This is a genomic window from Herbihabitans rhizosphaerae, from assembly GCF_004216555.1.
GTDB classification, from domain to species: domain Bacteria; phylum Actinomycetota; class Actinomycetes; order Mycobacteriales; family Pseudonocardiaceae; genus Herbihabitans; species Herbihabitans rhizosphaerae.
In genome coordinates, this window is sequence record NZ_SGWQ01000012.1 from 67,106 (window position 1) to 85,147 (window position 18,042).

Sequence of the window (18,042 nt, forward strand, 5' to 3'; positions counted from 1 at the left end):
CTTACTTCGCGCGCAACCTGGTGGCCAGCAGCACGGTCACCACTCCGGTCGCGACACCGGCGACCAGCAGCGCGTGCCGCAGCCCGTCGGTGAATGTCGGCTGGGCGGCGACCACCGCGCCGAGTACCGCGACACCGACGGCGGTGCCGGTCTGACGGGTCGCGTTCACCGTGCTGGCCGCCATGCCGGAGCTGTGTCTGGGTACCGCGTGCAGCGCCATCGTGTTGGTCGGCACGCCGCCGGTGCTCAGGCCGAACCCGATGATCACGAACAGCACGGCGATCACCGGGTACGGCGTGGTCGGCGTGAGGACGAGCATGCCGAGCAGCGCCACAGTGATCAGTGTGTAGCCGGCCACCAGCGGGAGCCGGCCGCCGAACCGGCTGACCAGCCGGCCGGCGAGCAGCCCGGCCGTGGTGTTGGCCAGTACGTACGGCAGGAACTGCAGCGCCGCCTCGGTCGGCGTGGCGCCGCGCACCGACTGCAGGTAGATCGACAGCAGGAAGAAGCTGCCGAACGTGCCGAATCCCATGACGAACGCGGCCAGGTTGACCAGGCCGAACTCGGGCCGGGCGAACAGCCTGATCGGCAGCATCGGGCGTTGCTGGCGCAGCTCGATGAGGATGAACGCGACGAACAGCACGGCCGCGAGCCCGAGTGCCGCGAGCACCGGCGGCTCGGTCCAGCCGCGGTGACCGCCGTCGATGATCCCGTAGGTGAGCGCGCCGATCCAGCCGATCGCGAGCAGTTGCCCGACCACGTCCGGCGAGGCGTGCTCCGGGTCGGCCGATTCGCGCAGCCGGCGCAGGCCGACGACCACCGTCAGCATGCCGAGCGGGACGTTCAGGTAGAACACGCTGCGCCAGCCGAACGCCTCGGTCAGCGGGCCGCCGATCAGCGGACCGAGCACGAACGCCGATGAGGCCACGCTGGACCACAGTCCGATGATCCTGGCCCGCCGCGCCGGTTCCGGAAACGCTTGTGCGATAAGGGACATCGCGCCCGGCGTGAGCACCGACGCGGCCGCGCCCTGCACCACGCGCGCGGCGATCAGCCAGTCCGCGCTGTCGGCCAGCGCGCACGCGAGCGAGGCGACGGTGAAGCCGGCGACGCCGATCAGGAAGACCGCCTTGCGGCCGAACCGGTCGGCCAGCGAGCCGCCGGTGAGCATGAACGCGGCGAGCGCCACGATGTAGCCGTCCACGATCCACTGCAGTTGGGCGAGCGAGGTGGTCAGGTCGGACTGGATCGTGGGCAGGGCGATGTTCACGATGCTCACGTCCAGCAGCGACATGAACGTGCCGAGGAACAGTGGCGCGAGGAACCAGCCCGTGCCGGCTTTATGGGGAACCGTTGTCGATAGGGTCACCGCGCCAGCGTGCTGCCTCAAGTCAACTTGAGGTCAAGCTGCCGTGGATCTCCTCGGGTGTGATCTTGTTCCCACGCATCCGCTCCTTGATCACCGCGCGCAGGTGCGAGCACTGCGTGGCCGGCTCGTCCGACGGGCAGATCAGCGCGTGTTCGAGATGCCCCTTGCCGGCCTCGAGCCGGGTGATCTGCTCCTCGATCGCGCGCACCCGGTCGCGCAGCACCGCACGCCAGTTCGCGCCGGCGAACACCGCGGCGATGTCGTCCAGGCTCATCAGCCCGCACTCCTGCCACATCTGGATCAGGCCGATGCGGTGCAGTTCGTCGGGGCTGTACCAGCGGCGGCCGCCACGGCGTTCGGTCGGTGTCACGAGCCCGCGTTCGTCCCAGTAGCGCAGCGTCGACACGGTCAGCCCGAACAATTCGGCAGCCTTGCCGATGGGCACGAGATCATCCATGCACCCATTTCACCTCAACCCGACTTGAGGCGCACCACGCCCTGCGCTCGTTTGCGGACTTTAGCGGGCTAAAGTCCGCGCCGAAGCTTACGGAGGGTGAATGTTGCCGCATCGCGCGCACCCGGGTGGTCAGGCCGAAAGTGGTTGCGGCACAACAATTATTGCCTCGAAATCATGGATGTCACTGATCACGGTGCGCTACATAGACGCGCCGCTTGACAACCGTAGCGGCTTATGCGTGCGTACTTTAGCCCGCAAAAGTCCCTCGGCCGCGGTGAAGGCCCAGGTCGCCGCGGGGGTACGGGCGTCTTCTGTGGAGTGTTCTGGGGCATCGCCGGGACACCTTCACGGCTGGCAGGCCATATCGTTGTGAGGAACGGCACCAGCACAACGAGGTTACTCGCCAGTACCCTCCTGTAAAGCCGGATTAACGGAGGTTAACGTGCCGTATCCGTCCGACCGTGAGCGCGACCGTCCGTGGGTGATGCGGACCTACGCAGGGCATTCGTCGGCCGTCGCGTCCAACGAGCTGTACCGACGCAACCTGGCCAAGGGCCAGACCGGCCTGTCGGTGGCGTTCGACCTGCCGACGCAGACCGGCTACGACCCCGACCACGAGCTGGCCAGGGGAGAGGTCGGCAAGGTCGGCGTGCCGGTCAGTCACATCGGCGACATGCGCCAGCTGTTCGACGGCATCCCGCTCGCCGAGGCCAACACCTCGATGACGATCAACGCGACCGCCATGTGGCTGTTGTCGCTGTACATCACGGTGGCCCAGGAGCAGGCCGAGGCCGAGGGGCGCGACTGGCACGAGGTGGTCGCCAAGCTCGCCGGCACCACGCAGAACGACATCATCAAGGAGTACCTGTCCCGCGGCACCTACGTGTTCCCGCCGGGGCCGAGCCTGCGGTTGATCACCGACATGGTCGCCTGGACCGTGGCGAACGTGCCCAAGTGGAACCCGATCAACGTGTGCAGCTACCACCTGCAGGAGGCCGGCGCGACGCCGGTGCAGGAGGTCGCGTACGCGATGTGCACGGCGATCGCGGTGCTGGACGCCGTGCGCGACTCCGGCCAGGTGCCCGAGGACAAGTTCGGCGACGTGGTCGCGCGCATCTCGTTCTTCGTGAACGCCGGCGTGCGGTTCGTCGAGGAGATGTGCAAGATGCGCGCGTTCGCCCAGATGTGGGACGACCTGACGCGTGAGCGCTACGGCATCGAGAACCCCAAGCAGCGGCGGTTCCGCTACGGCGTGCAGGTGAACTCGCTCGGGCTGACCGAGGCGCAGCCGGAGAACAACATCCAGCGGATCGTGCTGGAGATGCTCGCGGTCTCGATGTCCCGCAACGCCAGGGCGCGCGCGATCCAGCTTCCGGCGTGGAACGAGGCGCTCGGCCTGCCGCGCCCGTGGGACCAGCAGTGGGCGCTGCGCATGCAGCAGGTTCTCGCGTTCGAGACCGACCTGCTGGAGTACGAGGACCTGTTCGACGGGTCGCCGGTGATCCAGGCGAAGGTGGACGAGATCGTCGCCGGCGCGCGCGCGGAGATCGACCGCGTGCAGGCGATGGGCGGCGCGGTCGCCGCGGTCGAGTCGGGCTACATGAAGACGCAGCTCGTCGGGTCGCTGGCCGAGCGCCGCCGCCGCATGGAGGCCGGCGAGGAGATCATCGTCGGCGTCAACAAGTTCGACACCACCGAGCCGTCGCCGCTGCAGGCCGAGGGCGCCGAGGCGATCCTGACCGTGGACCCCGAGGTGGAGAAGCACGCCGTCGAGGCGATCAGGGCGTGGCGCGCCGACCGTGATCAGTCCGAAGTGGACAGTGCGCTGAACGTGTTGCGGGACGCGGCGAAGACCGACGCGAACCTGCTCGACGCGACGCTCGTGTGCACCCGTGCGGGGGTGACCACCGGCGAGTGGTCGGCCGCGCTGCGCGGGGTGTTCGGCGAGTACCGCGCGCCGACGGGTGTCGCGGGCGCGTCGGCGGCCGGCGAGGCGGGCGCGGAGATCGCCGTCGTGCGCGACCGGGTGCGGGCCGCCGGTGAGGAACTCGGCCAGCGGCTGCGGATCCTGGTCGGCAAGCCGGGCCTCGACGGTCACTCCAACGGCGCCGAGCAGATCGCCGTGCGGGCGCGCGACGTCGGCTTCGAGGTGATCTACCAGGGCATTCGGCTCACGCCCGACCAGATCGTGGCGGCCGCCGTGCAGGAGGGCGTGCACCTGGTCGGCCTGTCGATCCTGTCCGGCTCGCACCTCGAGGTGGTGCCGGCGGTGGTCGAGGGGCTGCGCGCGGCGGGTGCCGGCGAGGTCCCGGTGGTCGTCGGCGGAATCGTGCCGCCGGAGGACGCGCGGCTGCTCATGTCGCGTGGTGTGGCGCGGGTGTTCACGCCGAAGGACTACGAGCTCACCAAGATCATGGACGAGTTCGTGAACGTGATCCGCGAGGCGCACTGAGTCGTTTAGGCCTGAGCCGAACAAATGGCTCTGTGGCCTGTAGCCGGTTAGCCTCAGTACACGGGTGCACCCATACGTCGCCACCTTCGGCGTGGCCGCTCGACGCGAATCGGGAGGCCAAACGCGTGGCTGCACGCGGCCCATGTCCCAAGTGGAGGGTCTCGGTACGGTAACACCCTTCGTGATCTTGCCGGCTATCGTTGAACCCGCACGGGGACCCGCCCTACGTTCGTTGGTCAAGCAGTTCGAGACACGTAACGCGTTGGGAATTCACGAATAGGGGCACGGCGATGACTGCTGGAGACTGGACACGTCGGGACTTCTTCAGGTTCTCGGCAGCGACAGGTGCTGTGGCCATCGGCGGCCCGGCGCTCCTGAGCGCCTGCTCCGAGGTCGAGGGCGGCGGCACGCTCGACCAACTCAAGAAGGACGGCAAGATCAAGGCCGGCATCGCGGTCGAGTCGCCGTACGGCTACAAGGACGCCAGCGGCAAGGAGACCGGCGAGGCGGCCGAGGTCGGCCGCGCGGTGTTCAAGGCGATGGGCATCGGGAACGTCGAGTTCTCCTTCGAGGACTTCGACTCGCTCATTCAGGGCCTGAACGCGAAGAAGTTCGACGTCGTGATGGCTGGTATGAACATCAAGAAGGAACGCTGCGAGAACGCCGCGTTCTCCATCCCGGACTACTCGGCGCTGACCGCTTTCCTGGTGAAGAAGGGCAATCCCAAGGGGATTCGCACCTATGACGACGTCAAGGCGAAGGGTGCCAAGCTCGCCGTGCTGAGCGGCGCCGTGGAGAAGGGCTACGCGACCAGCTCCGGTGTACCGGAGGGACAGATCACCACGCTGCCGAAGCAGGACGACATGCTCCGCTCGGTGATCGATGGCCGGGTGGATTGCGCGTCGCTGACCGACATCTCGCTCAAGGACCTGGTCAAGAACAACCCGAACTCGGACGTCGACGTGACCGAGGGCTTCGACCCGGTGATCAGCGGTAAGAAGATCGTGTCCGCCGGCGCGTTCGTGTTCCGCAAGGACTCCAACGAACTGCGCGAGGCGTTCAACAAGGAACTCAAGACGCTGCACGAGAACGGCGAATGGGTGAAAATCACCGCGCCGTTCGGGTTCACCGCGGCGAATCTGCCGAAACCGGACGTGACGACCGACCGACTGTGCTCCGAGGGCTGACCGAACCGACGGGTGGGTCGTCATGTTAGATAACTTTGGCTATTTCTGGGAGGTAGTCCTCAAAGGACTGCCGTATACGGTTTACGCGACGCTCGGTGGTATCGCGATCACGATCGTGTTGTCCGTTATCGCCGGACTCGCGTTGTTGTCCGGCTCTCGGACCGTTCGCTTCATCAGCCGGATCTATGTCGAGGGTTTTCGCGGCACCTCCGAGTTGGTGCAGCTGTTCTGGATCGCTCTCGCGCTTCCGATCCTCATCGGGTTCCAGCTCGTGCCGTTGTGGGCGGGAATCCTGGTCCTCGGGCTCAACCACGGTGCCTACGGCGCGGAGGTCGTGCGCGGTGCGGTCCAGTCGGTGCCGAAGGCGCAGGTCGAGGGGGCGGTCGCGCTGAACTTCACACCGGCCCAGCGAATGCGCCGGGTGATCCTGCCGCAGGCATTCATCGAAACGCTGCCGCCGTTCAACAACCTGTTCATCCAGCTGCTCAAGAGCACCGCATTGCTGGCATTGGTGAGCGTGCCGGAGATGACCAAGCAGGCGGAGGAGCTGCGGCCGATCTTCGGCGGGCAGGTCGGGGTGATCTACCTGATCATCCTGGTGCTGTACTTCGCCCTGTCGGTCGTGATCACTTTTGTGATGCGGCTGCTCGAGCGTGCGGCGGCTCGCCGGCTCGGGCGTCGCCCGGTGAAGCACGACACGCTCTCCGACCCGTTGGCCGGCATGCCGGTGGGCGGCAGCGCACTGGGGGGTAAACCCTGATGTGGAGTTGGGAGCTTTTCTGGGACAGCTTCTCGGCACTTCTGCCGGGACTGTGGATCACCTTTGCCGCGACGGTGTGCGGTGCGCTTCTGGCATACGTTCTCGGACTGGTGTTCGCGCTGATTCGTCAGGTGCGGGTACCTGTACTCAGCCAGATCACGTTCGGGTTGGTCGAGTTCATTCGCAGCACACCACTGCTGGTGCAGATCTTCTTCTTCTACTGGGTCGTACAGCCGTGGATGGGTGTGCAGTGGTCGGCCTTCTGGAGTGGCACGATCGCACTCGGCCTGCATTACGCGTGCTACACCTCCGAGGTGTACCGAGCCGGAATCGACGCCGTGCCGAAGGGGCAGTGGGAGGCATCCACCGCGTTGAGCCTGCCGCGCCGGCGGACGTGGACCGGCGTGATCCTGCCCCAGGCGATTCCGAGGGTGCTGCCCGCGCTCGGCAACTACACGATCTCCATGTTCAAGGAGACACCGCTGCTGCTCGCCATCGGCGTGATCGACATCGTCGGCGCGGCGAAGGATTTCGGCGCGGATCACTACAGCGTGGAAGAGGCATACACGATGGCTGGCATCTTCTTCCTGGTGCTGAGCTTTCCGTCGTCGATTTTGGTGCGAAGGTTGGAGCGTCGTTTTGTCAAGCATTGATGCGACCGAGGAGCCGGAGGTCGGTGCCGAGGCGACCGACGATTCGGCCAATGTGATGATCCAGTTCGACGGTGTGGTCAAGCAGTTCGGCGACAACGTCGTTCTCCGTGAGCTCGACTTCTCCGTCTCGCCCGGCGAGTTCGTGACGCTGATCGGGCCGAGCGGTTCGGGCAAGACCACGATTCTGCGGCTGCTGATGACGCTGGAGAAGGTCAACGGCGGCACCATTCAGGTGGACGGGGAATACCTCAGCCACATGTACCGGGGCGACAAGCTCGTGCCCGCCGACGAGAAGCACCTGACGAAGGTGCGCAAGCGCATCGGAATGGTGTTCCAGCAGTTCAACCTGTTCCCCAACATGAACGTGCTGCAGAACATCACCGAGGCGCCGATCCGGGTGCTCGGGCTGCCCAAGTCCGACGCCGAGGAGCGGGCGAAGGACCTGCTCGACATGGTCGGCCTCGGCGAGAAGGTCACCGCGCACCCGACGCAACTGTCCGGCGGTCAGCAGCAGCGGGTCGCGATCGCCCGCGCGCTGGCGATGCGGCCGGACGTGCTGCTGTTGGACGAGGTGACCTCGGCGCTGGACCCGGAGCTGGTGGCCGGTGTGCTGAACGTGCTCAAGGAGATCGCGTCCACCACGGACATCACGTTCCTGTGCGTCACGCACGAGATGGGCTTCGCCAAGGACGTGTCGGACCGGGTGCTGATGTTCGATCAGGGGCAGATCATCGAGGACGCCTCACCGGACAAGCTGTTCACCGAGCCGGAGCACGAGCGCACCCGCGAATTCCTGCACGCCGTCATCGATCGCGCCTGAGTCGGTCGTTCATACAGGACCCTGGCAGCGAAACCGGATGAGCGAACCGGGCTTGATCTTGCGACGGCTGGCGTCGTTGACGCGGATCTCGGTGGTCTTGCGGCCGCTGGCGATCAGGTCGAAGTAGTGCTTGTAGATGCCCATGTCGTGGACGGGCGGCGTGATCGGGCGGTGGTTCATGAGGCGGCCGAGTTCCTTGACGGTGAACGAGCGGAAGAAGCGGACCTGTGGATTCTTACACGCTGTTGACCGGGGCCTGAATTGGTTTTGGTAATTTCTTGACGGGGCGGGGTGACCTGAACAATGATTAAGGTTCACGCTGGCCGTACAATTTGCGAATGCGGCATTTCCCATTAATCGGACGCGGCTACTCTGGTGCGAGGCAGGTCACAGCGATCAGGCTCGCTTCGCCCGTTCGCAGTACCGCTGACCTGCGAGTGTGCACGTTGCGTCGCTGACCCTGGGTTCGGCCGGCCGTCTCCTGGGGCCGTGTGGGTGACAACGATCGTTGCCGTTGTTTTGCGGTTCGTAGACGGTTTCAGGTAATGGCGAGGTAAATCCGTTCGTCGAATCGCGCGCCGGTGCTAGCTTGGATGTCGACAGCTCCTGACCGTCCGGGAGCACGGTCCCTTTCTGTAATCGGCAGGGCGGCCCTTGGGGTCGTCATGCGTGTTATCAGCCCTTCGAGCGCGCTCTGGCTGGTGTTCTTCGTCAACGGCGCGGTCCTGTCGAGTTGGGCGCCACGAATCCCGGCCGTCGCCGGTGCGCTCTCCCTCGACGACGGCGAACTCGGTATCGCCCTGTTCGGAGTCGCGGCCGGCTCGGTACCTGCACTGCTCGCGACCGGACGGGTACTTCGGCGCGTCTCGCCCGCCACGGCCTGCCGCGTGTGCGGCGTGTGGTTCGCCGCCGCCCTACCCCTGATCGCGCTCGCGAATTCACTGCTCGCGCTGACGCTCGCGCTGGTCGTGCTGGGCGCGGCCAGTGGTGGCCTGGACGTCGCGATGAACACGGCCGGCGTGCGCCTGGAGCGGGACAGCGCGCCGCGCCGGGTGCTGTCGCGGCTGCACGGTGGGTACAGCGTCGGCGTACTGGCGGGCGCGACCGCCGGTGCGGCCGCCGCGGCCGCGGGGATCTCCGTTCTCGTGCACTTCGTCCTGGTCAGCGTCGTGCTGCTGGCGATCATGGTGTTCGCCATGGGTGCGCTGCCGGCGGCGACCGCGATGGACGAACGCCCGGCGCACGAGGCCGGGCGGCGCCGGCTGCCACGCACGTCGCTGCTCGTGCTGGCCGTCGGCGCGTTGTTCCTGGAGGGGACGATCACCGACTGGTCGGCGCTCTTCCTCGCGCGCGATCTGGGCGCTGGCACCGCGCACGGCGCGGTCGTGGTCACCGCGTTCACCTTGGCCATGGCGGTGTCCCGCACGTGGGGCGATCGCCTGCGGATCGCGTTCGGCGTGCGCACCATCGCGATCGCCGGCTCGGTCATCGCGATCGTGGCGCTGGCCGGCGCGGCCGCGCAACGCGAGCCCGTGGTGTTCGTCGTCGCGGTGACGATCGCCGGAATCGGGCTCGGACCACTGTTCCCGATCACGATCAGCGCCGCGGGTGAAACCGCCCGCGGCGACCTCGGCACGGCCACGGCGGCGGTCACTGCGGTCGGCTACCTGGCCTATCTCGCCGGCCCGCCGCTGGTCGGCGTCACCGCCAACACGTTCGGCCTGTCGACCACGCTCATCGCGGGCGCGGTCGTCGCGGGAACGGCGATGACGCTGGCCTCCCGCCGAGGGTTCTCATCCCACAACGAGGTGGATTCCGGAAACAACAGAGTGCACACACAAGGGAGGAACACCTGATGATCGGTTTGCGTGAAGTGCTTGTGGCGCCTCGGAAAATCGCCGATCTGACCGCGCATCTGCAGCCCGGCCAGGAGCGAATGCTGGCCGCCGGCAGCATGCGGCACCATCCGGAACGCACCATCTGGCACGTCAACTCGACCGAGCACGGCGGCGGGGTGGCCGAGATGCTGCGCCCGATGGTCGGCTACAGCCGGGCACTCGGCCTGCCGGTGCGGTGGCTCGTGCTGGACGCGCCGCCGGAGTTCTTCGAGATCACCAAGCGAATCGACAACGGCATCTCCGGCGTCTGCGGTGACGGGGGACCGCTGGGCTATGCCGAGCACGAGGTGTATCAGAGCGTGCTGGCGCGGGCCGCCGCCGTGCTCGAGGAACACGTGTCGCCCGGCGATCAGGTGTTCCTGCACGATCCGCAGACCGCCGGACTGGTCGGTTACGTGCGCCGGGCCGGGGCGGTGCCGGTGTGGCGTGCGCACAACGGCGCCGACGAGCCGAACCAGCACACCGGCGTGGCGTGGGAGTTCCTCCGCGCCTACCTGCGCGACGCGCACGCGCTGGTGTTCACGTTGCCGCACTTCGCGCCCGCGTGGCACAAAAGCCTTGCCTCGGCGGTGATCCCGCCGTTCATCGATCCCGCGTCGCCGAAGAACCAGCCGATGTCCGAGCGGGTCGCGCTCTCCGTACTGGCGCGCTGCGACCTGATCGACGCGGAGCCGAGTGCACCGCCGGTGTTCACCCGGTTCGACGGCACCACGGCGACCGCCGAGCTGCGCCCGACCGTGGTGCGGGAGGGTCGGCCGCCGTCGCCGGACTCACCGCTGGTGCTGCAGGTGTCGCGCTGGGACGCGGTGAAGGACATGCCGGGCGTGATGCTGGGCTTCGCCGAGCACGTGGCGCCGCGCTCGGACGCGACGCTGATGCTCGTCGGCCCGGAGGTCACCGGGGTGGCCGACGACCCGGAGGCGGCGCAGGTGTTCGACGACTGCGTGAAGATGTGGCGGGCGCTGGACATGGAGACGCGGTCCCGGATCCAGTTGGTGTGCCTGCCGATGGCCGACCCGGACGTGAACGCCGCCGTGGTCAACGCGCTGCAGCGGCACGCGACCGTGATCGTGCAGAAGAGCCTGTCCGAGGGCTTCGGGCTCACCGCGACCGAGGCGATGTGGAAGGCCAAGCCGCTGGTGACCAGCGCGGTCGGCGGCCTGCGATTCCAGGTGCCGGACTTGTCGGTCGGCACGGCGTTGACCGATCCGCTCGATCTGCGCGCGTTCGGCAACGCGGTCACCAGGTACCTGGCCGATCCGGCGAACAGCCGCACCGTCGGCGAGCGCGCGCGGGCCAGGGTCGCCGAACAGTTCCTCCCGGACACGCACCTGTTGGCCGAGTTGGCGTTGCTGCGCGACCTGAGCGAGATGGTGCTGCGATGAACGTGCTCGCGGTCGGGGCGCACCCCGACGACCTGGAGATTCTGGCGGCGGGCAGTCTCGCGCTCTACGCGCGCGATGGTCACCGGGTGACGATGTGCGTGCTGACCAAGGGCGATCTTGGTTCGGACACGCACACGCGGGCCGAGACGGCGGCGATCCGCCGTGCCGAGGCGGAGGAGTCGGCTGCTGTCATCGGCGCCGACTTCTTCTGCCTCGATCAACCGGACGGGTTCCTGTTCGACGGGCCCGACGTGCGCACGCGACTGGTCGACGTGATGCGGTCGGCGAAACCGGACGTGGTGATCACGCACCATCCGGACGACTATCACCCGGATCATCGGGCCGCGTCGCGAATCGTGCTGAACTGCCGGCAATTGGGCTTGTGCGGTCTCGTGGAAACGGCGAACGAGCCGACCGACACGATTCCCGGAGTGCTCTACATGGACACGCTCACCGGCATCGGATTCCAGCCGGAATTGTGGGTCGACATCACCGAAACAATCGATACGAAACGCGCGATGTTGCGCAAGCACGCCAGTCAGAACGAGTGGCTGAAACGGTTGCACGGCACCGATTACGTGGATTACGTGGACCGGCAGGGAACGTTGCGTGGCCTGCAGATCGAGACGGCGTACGCGGAGGGTTTCCAGGCGGCCAAGGCATATCCGCAGCCGCGCGACCCCGGGCGTCTGCTCCCGCCCTCGTTATGAGTACTCGTCCGCGCGCATTTACCCCGCCCCCTGCAAAGTCCTGATCACGGCCTCGGCAACCCGAACAGCATGAGCACACGCCTGATCCTTCACCGGATAACTCGTCGTGAAAGACCTGAACGTCAGGGAATCAGAGACCCCGACAGTGAGGTCGCACGTGTCTGGGCCCGGAGCCGGGTCGGCGATCACAGCCGGATATCCAAGAACCGTGGTCGGCTCCCACCGCCGATAGTGACCCGCCTGATGCTTCCGGTAAGTGTCCGTCAAGCCACGCTGGTCCACCATGAAATCAACCTGCGTCAAGGCCGTTCGCACGGCGTTCCATGTGCAGTCCACGGTCCTGCCCTCCCGCTTCCCCGGAAGCGGCAACCTCAACTGCTGCACCAGGCGTGGAGAGATCGCCGCCGCGCATGGATCAGCCACCGCCGCGGACGCATCCAACGGACGCTCAACCTTCGGCGCACCGGCGCTCGGCAACGATCGCGTCGTCGATACCACGGTCGTAGTGGCCGACGCGGCACTTGTCGTCGGATTGTCGGATGAGGCTGGCGGTGGCTGAGCGTTCCCGCTCGAACATCCAGCGAGCAGGACAGCGACCAGCGCGGCACCCACGACCGTCTTCACGGCGGTATTACGCATCACCAGGACCACCCTTACCTCGAAACTTCCGCTGGTTGGCTTCCTCGGTCTGCCGCATCTGCGTCAACGCCGCCCGCAACTCGTCCTGCACCTGCCGGGCACGCGCCATCTCCACGCGTACACGGGCGAGTTCCGCCTCGGCGTAGGCGCGCTGCGCCTGGGCCTGGACCTTGCTCCCCGAATAGTCCGGTGCCGGCGGCACCGCATGCTGAATCGCCACTCGGAGCGTCTTCTCCTGCCACTCGTACCGTTCGAGGATTCGGTCGCCCATCTTGACCATGGCATCGAGGTGGTTGAGGTCGGCGGACACGTGCTTGCCCTTGCCAGGTGCCGGGTACGGCGGTGGTGGCTCGCCACACGCGGCGGCTTCGGCGAGCTGCCGCCGGCGGGCCGCGGTCGCCTCAGTGATCCGGCGCTCCGCCTCGGCTCGTTTGGCGTTCCACTCCGGCGAGCCCGGCAACCCCGAGCTTCTGGAAATCCGGCGTCTCCCAGTCTGCGGCCATCGCCCCCACTTCCCCTCGCTCGAATACGACAGGCACGCTCCCATATGCACCGCAGGCGACAGTATTCGAGCGGACAGGCCAACCGTGACGATATCGAACCGAATCACACCAACGGCCTATTGGCTATTCGAGGTAGCGGGCGCAATGCGTGGTCACCCATTCGTGACAGCGGTGACAGACTCGGGCGTCGTCGGTGCGGGTCGGGTCGAGCGCCACGAGGTCAACCAGCGCGCCGCAGACCGCCCAACCAGCAAGATCGTCAGCGACGGGCAGACGGAGATGGATCTTGTGGCCGATCAGCCCCAGTGCCCACAGGCCGGACGGCGGGGCGGTCACAAGCGGCCGTCCAGGAGCTTCGCGGCGGTGTCGACGGCGATTGGGAGGGTGCCGGTGACCTGCGCGGGGTAGCCGCCCTGGTCGATTCGAATGGCCTTGGCGTGATCGCGGTAAATGAAGATGCCGACGCCCCTCGTGCCGTCGACCACGGTGCTTCCCCACAGTTCGGCGCCGCACCGGGGGCCGAGCGGGCGCACCTCCCAGCGCCAGTCGACGTGCGTCGGCAACGCGTCCAGTGCCGGATATCTGGCCACGGCGTCCGCGTGGCTGATGAGCCGAGTCATGTTTGAAGCGAACACTTCGCTTGTGGGACAAGGCATTAGCCCGATCGAAGGACAATCGCGGTCGTGTCCCACGGTCACAGAATACGTTCGTGGCTCATGGAGGACAGGGAACCCACGATACGCAGTCGCGCGCTCGGTGAGGGGTTGCGCGAAGCCATGAACAGTGCCGGTTACAACGCCAGCGAGATGGCGCGCCAGCTCGACTGGTCGCACAGCAAGGTGTCGCGCCTGCTGGCCGGCACACGGGGTGGATCGAGCAACGACGTGTCGGCGTGGCTCGCGACCTGCCGCGTGATCGGGCCGGAGCGCGTGCGCCTGATGAAGCTGTGCACGGACCAGAACAGACCCGGCCTGCTCCAAACTCACGGTTCGCGCCTGCCATTGCAGCTACGCGAGCTGATGGACTACGAGAACAAATCCAGCGCCATTGGGGAATACGAGGCGTCGATGGTGTCCGGTCTGCTGCAGACCGGCGACTATGCCCGTGCAGTGATCAGTAGGAACGTCAACGTGCCTGCCGAAGAGGTCGATGATCGGGTCTACGCGCGGCTGGCCAGGCAGGGCTTGCTCAGCAAGCCGCAGCCACCACGATTGACGTTCTTCTTGCACGAACCCGTCCTCAAGACGCCAGTGGGCAGCTTGGCGACGATGTCAGACCAGCTTCACCACCTGTTGCGGTTGTCCGTGCGCAGAAACCTCACGCTGCGGGTGGTCCCGACGGCGATGGGCGCGCATGCGGCGATGACCGGGTCGTTCCGCTTGATGGACGTCAGCAACTTCAAGAAGATCGTGTACCTGGAGAGCGAGACGTCGAGCCTGTTCCTGGAGAAGCCGATCGAGATCGGCGCATACGCGAATATCCTCGCGGCACTGGATCGGAGCGCTTTGCCTGAGGGACAATCGAAGGAGTTGATAGCCAGCATTGCGACCGAACTCTATGCGGATCGAGAGGATCACGATGAACATGACCGGGCCTGACGTGCGAGGTCTTGTCTGGCAGAAGAGCAGCTTCAGCGGCGGCAACGGCAACTGTGTCGAGGCGGCGTGGCGCAAGAGCAGCTTCAGTGGCAACGGTGGAAGTTGCGTTGAGGTGGGGCGTTGCGTGTGTGAGGGGTTGGCCGTGCGCGACTCCAAGAACGTCGACGGCCCGGTGCTGGACCTGAGCGTGGTCGGCTGGCGCGCGCTGCTGCACACGGTGGTGTAGCCGATGGGCACGGATCTCGTCTGGCGCAAGAGCACTTTCAGCGCCGGCAACGGTGGTTGTGTCGAGGCGGCGTGGCGCACGAGCAGCTACAGCGCTGCCAACGGCGACTGCGTCGAGGTGGGGCGTTGCGTGTGTGACGGGGTGGCCGTGCGCGACTCCAAGAACACAGCCGGGCCGGTGCTGGACCTCACGGCAGCCGGCTGGCACGCGCTGCTGCACACGGTGGCGTAGCCACCATCTGGCCGAGGGGGACAAGCCCTACCTCGGTTTCGGGTGCTGGCGCCATGGCCGCGAGGCGGGCGTGGCAACAGGCTTGACAGATGACATTCAGAAAAAGGGGAGCGCTGGCTGCCGTCGCGGCGGTGGCGCTCACCACCGCCGTCGTCGCGTCGTCACCGGCCGCCGCGCAACGCAATCCGGTGACCGGCGCCGTGCAGGCCGAACTCGATCTGCTGACGAGTGTTGACCGGATTCCCGGTGCCCTGGCCCAGATACGTGACCGCCACGGCCGGTCGGTGACGGTCACCTCCGGCACCGCCGAGCTGGGCACCGGCCGCCCGATGGTCTCGGGCACGGACTCGTACCGGGTCGCCAGCGTGGCCAAGTCGGTCACCGCCGTCGCGGTGCTGCGCCTGGTCGCCGATCACCGGGTCGAGCTGGACGCGCCGATCGAGACCTACCTTCCCGGGTTGGTGCAGGGCACCGGTGAGGGCGTGGAGATCGACGGCCGCGACATCACGGTGCGCCAACTGCTGCAGCACACCAGCGGCCTGTCGGACTACACCAGGTACCTGGTTCCGTTCGACCCGCTGCGGCGCGTGGAGCCGATGGAGTTGGTCCGGCTTAGCCTGGCGCACAAGCCGGACTTCGCCCCTGGCAAGGGCCAGGCGTATTCCAACACCGCGTTCATCGTCGCCGGGATGCTCGTGGAACGGTTGACCGGCAAGGACATTCGCACGGCGATGGCCGATCTGGTGATCCGGCCGGCCGGGCTGCACGACACCTACTGGCCGGCGACGGGGGACACCGGGATCCGCGGCCGGCACGCGCGCAACTACATGCTGGACAAGACCAATCCTCAGGGCCCGCTGGTCGACGCCACCGCGTTCGAGCCGTCCCTGTTGGGTGCGGGCGGAGCCCTCGTGTCCACGCCGGCGGACCTCAACAAGTTCTGGCGGGAACTGTTCGGCGGCCGCCTGTTGCCGGGCCGGATGCTGGCCGAGATGCAGACCGCGATGCCGCCACCGCCGGGCGGGCCGAACGCGGGCTTCGGTCTCGGTCTCATGCGGATTCCACTGACCTGCGGCGGCGACGCCTGGGGCCACGACGGTGATCTGCTTGGCGTCGGGACCTGGTCCGCCCGGAACGCCTCGGGCCGCGAAGCCACCGTGTACATGACCGCGCAGACCGGCTCCCACGCCTCCAAGCAGCTGCGGCGCACGCTCGACGTCGCCCTCTGCACACCCGGACGCGATGGGCTGGACTGACTACGGCTGCGCGGAGAGGTAGCGCTCGCTGACGCGGAGATCCTGGATCGCGGAGTTGAGAATGCTGAGCACGCGCAAGTCCTCGCTGCGATGCCGCTCGATCACACGAGTGATCAGTTCAGCGGCTAGCCCGAGCTGTTCGCGGTCGTCGTCGGTGACCATGGCCCATCAGTCCGTCCTTAGAGCCGGTTCTCCTTCTGCCACAAGCAGAGTAAGTCCGACCACCGACAATTCCGGGCACACACGCCGTTACTTGTCACATCGGCACAACTAGCAGGTCAGCAGGTCTTGGTCCAGGCGCACTCGAGATCGGCCCGACGGGACCGGGGTTCGGTGCGCTGGGCCGGGACGTTCGCCGGCCGCGCGATGTCCTGGTCGCCGTCGTAGTTGGCCAGGCGAACGGCCACGGCGTCCTCGATGGTGCGCAGGCTCGCGGTCAGGTTGTTGTTGGCGATGATCGCGAACACCAGGTGCTCGCCGTTGGCCGCGGTGACGTAACCGGCCAGGCCGCTGGTGCCGGTGTACGAGCCGGTTTTCGCGTGCACGTTGCCCTCGGCGGGCGTCCCGCGCATCCGGTTGCGCAGGGTGCCGCCGACCAGGCGATCCGGCCGTCCGGCGATCGGCAATGCGTCGTACCACTCGTTGAACCACGGCTTGCCGCGCGCCGCGATCAGCAGCGAGGTGAGCGCGTCCGCGGAGAGGTTGTCCATTCGGGACAGACCAGAGCCGTCCACCGTGTACTTGGTGGTGGGGTCGACGCCGAGGCCGGGCAGCGCGGTGTCGATCGCGGCGAGCCCGGCGTCCCAACTGCCCACGCCGGATACCTTGCGCCCGATCGACTTCACCAGGATCTCGGCCACCAAGTTGTTGCTCAGCTTGAGAAACGGCACCTGCAGCTCGCGCAACGGCATCGACCGGCGTTCGGCGAGCCGGCGCGCGCTCTGCGGCGTGGCGCCTCGGGTGGTCGGGCCGAGCACCCGCACGCCGTGCGCGGCCAGCGCGTCGCGGAACAAGGCGGCGGCGTAGTCGGTCGGCTCCCAGACCGCCATCCACTCGCTCGTCGGCGCGGCACCCGCCGGGATCGAGCCGGACACGGTGATCGTGTTGCCGCCGTGCTCCCGGCCGACGGACAGCGTCGACGGCGATCCGGCGGTACCGGTCACCGCCGTGTTCGCGATCTTCACGTAGTCGGTCGGCGGGTCGGTGGTGACCGCCGGCGCGGCTCCTGGCGCGGCCGGCGCCACCTTGACGATCACCGAGCCGGTGTCGAAGTCGGTGTCCGGTGCCGCGGTCAGCGCGGAGACCTGCGCGTTGTAGTAGTACGGCTCGTCGTCCCAGGCCCAGCCCGAGGCCAGCCGCGAGGTGTCGAACCAGGTGTCGTCGGCGACGAGTTTTCCTTGTACGAAACGGATTCCGGCCGCGGCGACCCGTGCGGCGAGCGCGTCGTAGTCCTTGGCGAGCATGGTCGGATCGCCGGTGCCGCGCAGGTACAGATCGCCGCGCAGCACCGGCCCGGACGACGGCCCGCCGGCGGCGACCGTGGTGGCGAACCGGTGATCAGGGCCCAGCAGTTCGAGCGCGGCAGCACTGGTCACCAGCTTGATGGTGGACGCGGGCTGCTGGCGCCGGTCGCCTGCCCTGCGGTACAGCGTTCGCGAGCCGTCCGCGGTGCGCACGACCAGGCCGACGTCCGCGCCGCGCAGCGCCGGGTTGGCCAGGATCGCGTCCAGGTCCGGCCCGAGTGGATCACCCACTCCGGCGGACACGGGCACGCTGGCGACCGCACCGACGGCGAGCGCGGCGGTCAACAGGACGGCGAGACGAGGACGGCGCATGGCGACACCTCCGGGTGCGGGGTGTCGGCATCCAACCAGACCGGCGCTGTTCTCGGCGATACC

21 protein-coding genes are annotated in these 18,042 nt (G+C 67.4%); 12 read left to right on the forward strand and 9 right to left on the reverse strand.

The features are described 5' to 3' along the window. Position 1: 1 nt before the first annotated feature. Together EV193_RS27725 and EV193_RS27730 are read right to left on the reverse strand one after the other, a co-directional pair. Complete coding sequence (locus EV193_RS27725; RefSeq protein ID WP_130347882.1) at positions 2-1,369, reverse strand: DHA2 family efflux MFS transporter permease subunit; 1,368 nt, start codon at positions 1,367-1,369, stop codon at positions 2-4. A gap of 22 nt (positions 1,370-1,391) precedes the next feature. Next, entirely contained in the window at positions 1,392-1,826 is a 435-nt protein-coding gene (locus EV193_RS27730; RefSeq protein WP_130347883.1) for a MerR family transcriptional regulator, read from the reverse strand. Between the two features lie 442 nt (positions 1,827-2,268). Here EV193_RS27730 and EV193_RS27735 point away from each other — a divergent pair, with 442 nt between their 5' ends. The 5 genes from EV193_RS27735 (at position 2,269) to ehuA (ending at position 7,698) form a co-directional block, all read left to right on the forward strand. Next, entirely contained in the window at positions 2,269-4,278 is a 2,010-nt protein-coding gene (locus tag EV193_RS27735) for a methylmalonyl-CoA mutase family protein (protein WP_130347884.1), read from the forward strand. A gap of 290 nt (positions 4,279-4,568) precedes the next feature. Continuing rightward, the gene (ehuB, locus tag EV193_RS27740) at positions 4,569-5,465 is read left to right on the forward strand and encodes an ectoine/hydroxyectoine ABC transporter substrate-binding protein EhuB (protein ID WP_130347885.1); all 897 of its coding nucleotides are present in this window, start codon (positions 4,569-4,571) and stop codon (positions 5,463-5,465) included. A gap of 22 nt (positions 5,466-5,487) precedes the next feature. Beyond that, on the forward strand, positions 5,488-6,225 hold the full coding sequence (ehuC, locus tag EV193_RS27745) for an ectoine/hydroxyectoine ABC transporter permease subunit EhuC (RefSeq protein WP_130347886.1): 738 nt from the start codon (positions 5,488-5,490) through the stop codon (positions 6,223-6,225). After that, entirely contained in the window at positions 6,225-6,878 is a 654-nt protein-coding gene (gene ehuD, locus EV193_RS27750) for an ectoine/hydroxyectoine ABC transporter permease subunit EhuD (protein WP_130347887.1), read from the forward strand. Before ehuC ends, ehuD begins: the two co-directional genes overlap by 1 nt. 55 nt (positions 6,879-6,933) lie before the next feature. Continuing rightward, positions 6,934-7,698: an ectoine/hydroxyectoine ABC transporter ATP-binding protein EhuA gene (gene ehuA, locus EV193_RS27755; RefSeq protein WP_130347985.1), complete on the forward strand. Its 765-nt coding sequence runs from the start codon at positions 6,934-6,936 to the stop codon at positions 7,696-7,698. A 9-nt stretch (positions 7,699-7,707) separates the two neighbouring features. On the opposite strand, the gene EV193_RS27760 is transcribed toward ehuA, so the two are convergent. Further along, the gene (locus EV193_RS27760; RefSeq protein WP_242613714.1) at positions 7,708-7,878 is read right to left on the reverse strand and encodes an ASCH domain-containing protein; all 171 of its coding nucleotides are present in this window, start codon (positions 7,876-7,878) and stop codon (positions 7,708-7,710) included. 485 nt (positions 7,879-8,363) lie between these two features. On the opposite strand from EV193_RS27760, the gene EV193_RS27765 reads away from it, so the two are divergent. Genes EV193_RS27765 through EV193_RS27775 form a run of 3 tightly spaced genes read left to right on the forward strand, consistent with a single transcriptional unit; the run spans position 8,364 to position 11,691 of the window. Continuing rightward, on the forward strand, positions 8,364-9,554 hold the full coding sequence (locus EV193_RS27765; RefSeq protein WP_130347888.1) for an MFS transporter: 1,191 nt from the start codon (positions 8,364-8,366) through the stop codon (positions 9,552-9,554). Next, positions 9,554-10,981, forward strand: a complete 1,428-nt coding sequence (locus EV193_RS27770; RefSeq protein ID WP_130347889.1) for a glycosyltransferase — start codon at positions 9,554-9,556, stop codon at positions 10,979-10,981. Before EV193_RS27765 ends, EV193_RS27770 begins: the two co-directional genes overlap by 1 nt. Continuing rightward, on the forward strand, positions 10,978-11,691 hold the full coding sequence (locus EV193_RS27775) for a PIG-L deacetylase family protein (RefSeq protein ID WP_130347890.1): 714 nt from the start codon (positions 10,978-10,980) through the stop codon (positions 11,689-11,691). The genes EV193_RS27770 and EV193_RS27775 overlap by 4 nt, the downstream gene beginning before the upstream one ends. 18 nt (positions 11,692-11,709) lie before the next feature. Here EV193_RS27775 and EV193_RS34825 read toward each other — a convergent pair whose 3' ends face one another. The 4 genes from EV193_RS34825 to EV193_RS27795 all read right to left on the reverse strand — a co-directional run bounded on the left by EV193_RS34825 (position 11,710) and on the right by EV193_RS27795 (position 13,453). Further along, positions 11,710-12,330 (reverse strand): DUF3558 family protein, encoded by a 621-nt coding sequence (locus EV193_RS34825; RefSeq protein ID WP_423202238.1) that lies wholly within the window; start codon positions 12,328-12,330, stop codon positions 11,710-11,712. After that, on the reverse strand, positions 12,323-12,790 hold the full coding sequence (locus EV193_RS27785; RefSeq protein WP_130347892.1) for a hypothetical protein: 468 nt from the start codon (positions 12,788-12,790) through the stop codon (positions 12,323-12,325). The genes EV193_RS34825 and EV193_RS27785 overlap by 8 nt, the downstream gene beginning before the upstream one ends. Positions 12,791-12,956: 166 nt before the next feature. After that, positions 12,957-13,169 carry a hypothetical protein gene (locus tag EV193_RS27790; RefSeq protein ID WP_130347893.1) on the reverse strand — a complete coding sequence of 71 codons (213 nt, stop codon included), beginning with the start codon at positions 13,167-13,169 and terminating at the stop codon, positions 12,957-12,959. Further along, positions 13,166-13,453 (reverse strand): hypothetical protein, encoded by a 288-nt coding sequence (locus tag EV193_RS27795; RefSeq protein ID WP_130347894.1) that lies wholly within the window; start codon positions 13,451-13,453, stop codon positions 13,166-13,168. Before EV193_RS27795 ends, EV193_RS27790 begins: the two co-directional genes overlap by 4 nt. Before the next feature lie 96 nt (positions 13,454-13,549). Here EV193_RS27795 and EV193_RS27800 point away from each other — a divergent pair, with 96 nt between their 5' ends. From EV193_RS27800 to EV193_RS27815, 4 genes are all read left to right on the forward strand, one after another. Then, positions 13,550-14,431 (forward strand): helix-turn-helix domain-containing protein, encoded by an 882-nt coding sequence (locus EV193_RS27800; RefSeq protein WP_130347895.1) that lies wholly within the window; start codon positions 13,550-13,552, stop codon positions 14,429-14,431. Next, positions 14,418-14,657 (forward strand): DUF397 domain-containing protein, encoded by a 240-nt coding sequence (locus EV193_RS27805; RefSeq protein ID WP_130347896.1) that lies wholly within the window; start codon positions 14,418-14,420, stop codon positions 14,655-14,657. The genes EV193_RS27800 and EV193_RS27805 overlap by 14 nt, the downstream gene beginning before the upstream one ends. 3 nt (positions 14,658-14,660) lie before the next feature. Further along, positions 14,661-14,888 (forward strand): DUF397 domain-containing protein, encoded by a 228-nt coding sequence (locus EV193_RS27810; RefSeq protein ID WP_130347897.1) that lies wholly within the window; start codon positions 14,661-14,663, stop codon positions 14,886-14,888. An 89-nt stretch (positions 14,889-14,977) separates the two neighbouring features. Continuing rightward, entirely contained in the window at positions 14,978-16,144 is a 1,167-nt protein-coding gene (locus tag EV193_RS27815) for a serine hydrolase domain-containing protein (RefSeq protein ID WP_130347898.1), read from the forward strand. On the opposite strand, the gene EV193_RS33535 is transcribed toward EV193_RS27815, so the two are convergent. Together EV193_RS33535 and dacB are read right to left on the reverse strand one after the other, a co-directional pair. Next, complete coding sequence (locus EV193_RS33535) at positions 16,145-16,306, reverse strand: hypothetical protein (RefSeq protein ID WP_165401529.1); 162 nt, start codon at positions 16,304-16,306, stop codon at positions 16,145-16,147. A gap of 116 nt (positions 16,307-16,422) precedes the next feature. Further along, a complete protein-coding gene (dacB, locus tag EV193_RS27820; RefSeq protein WP_130347899.1) occupies positions 16,423-17,979 on the reverse strand; it encodes a D-alanyl-D-alanine carboxypeptidase/D-alanyl-D-alanine endopeptidase in 1,557 nt (518 codons plus the stop codon). Between the last annotated feature and the right edge of the window lie 63 nt (positions 17,980-18,042).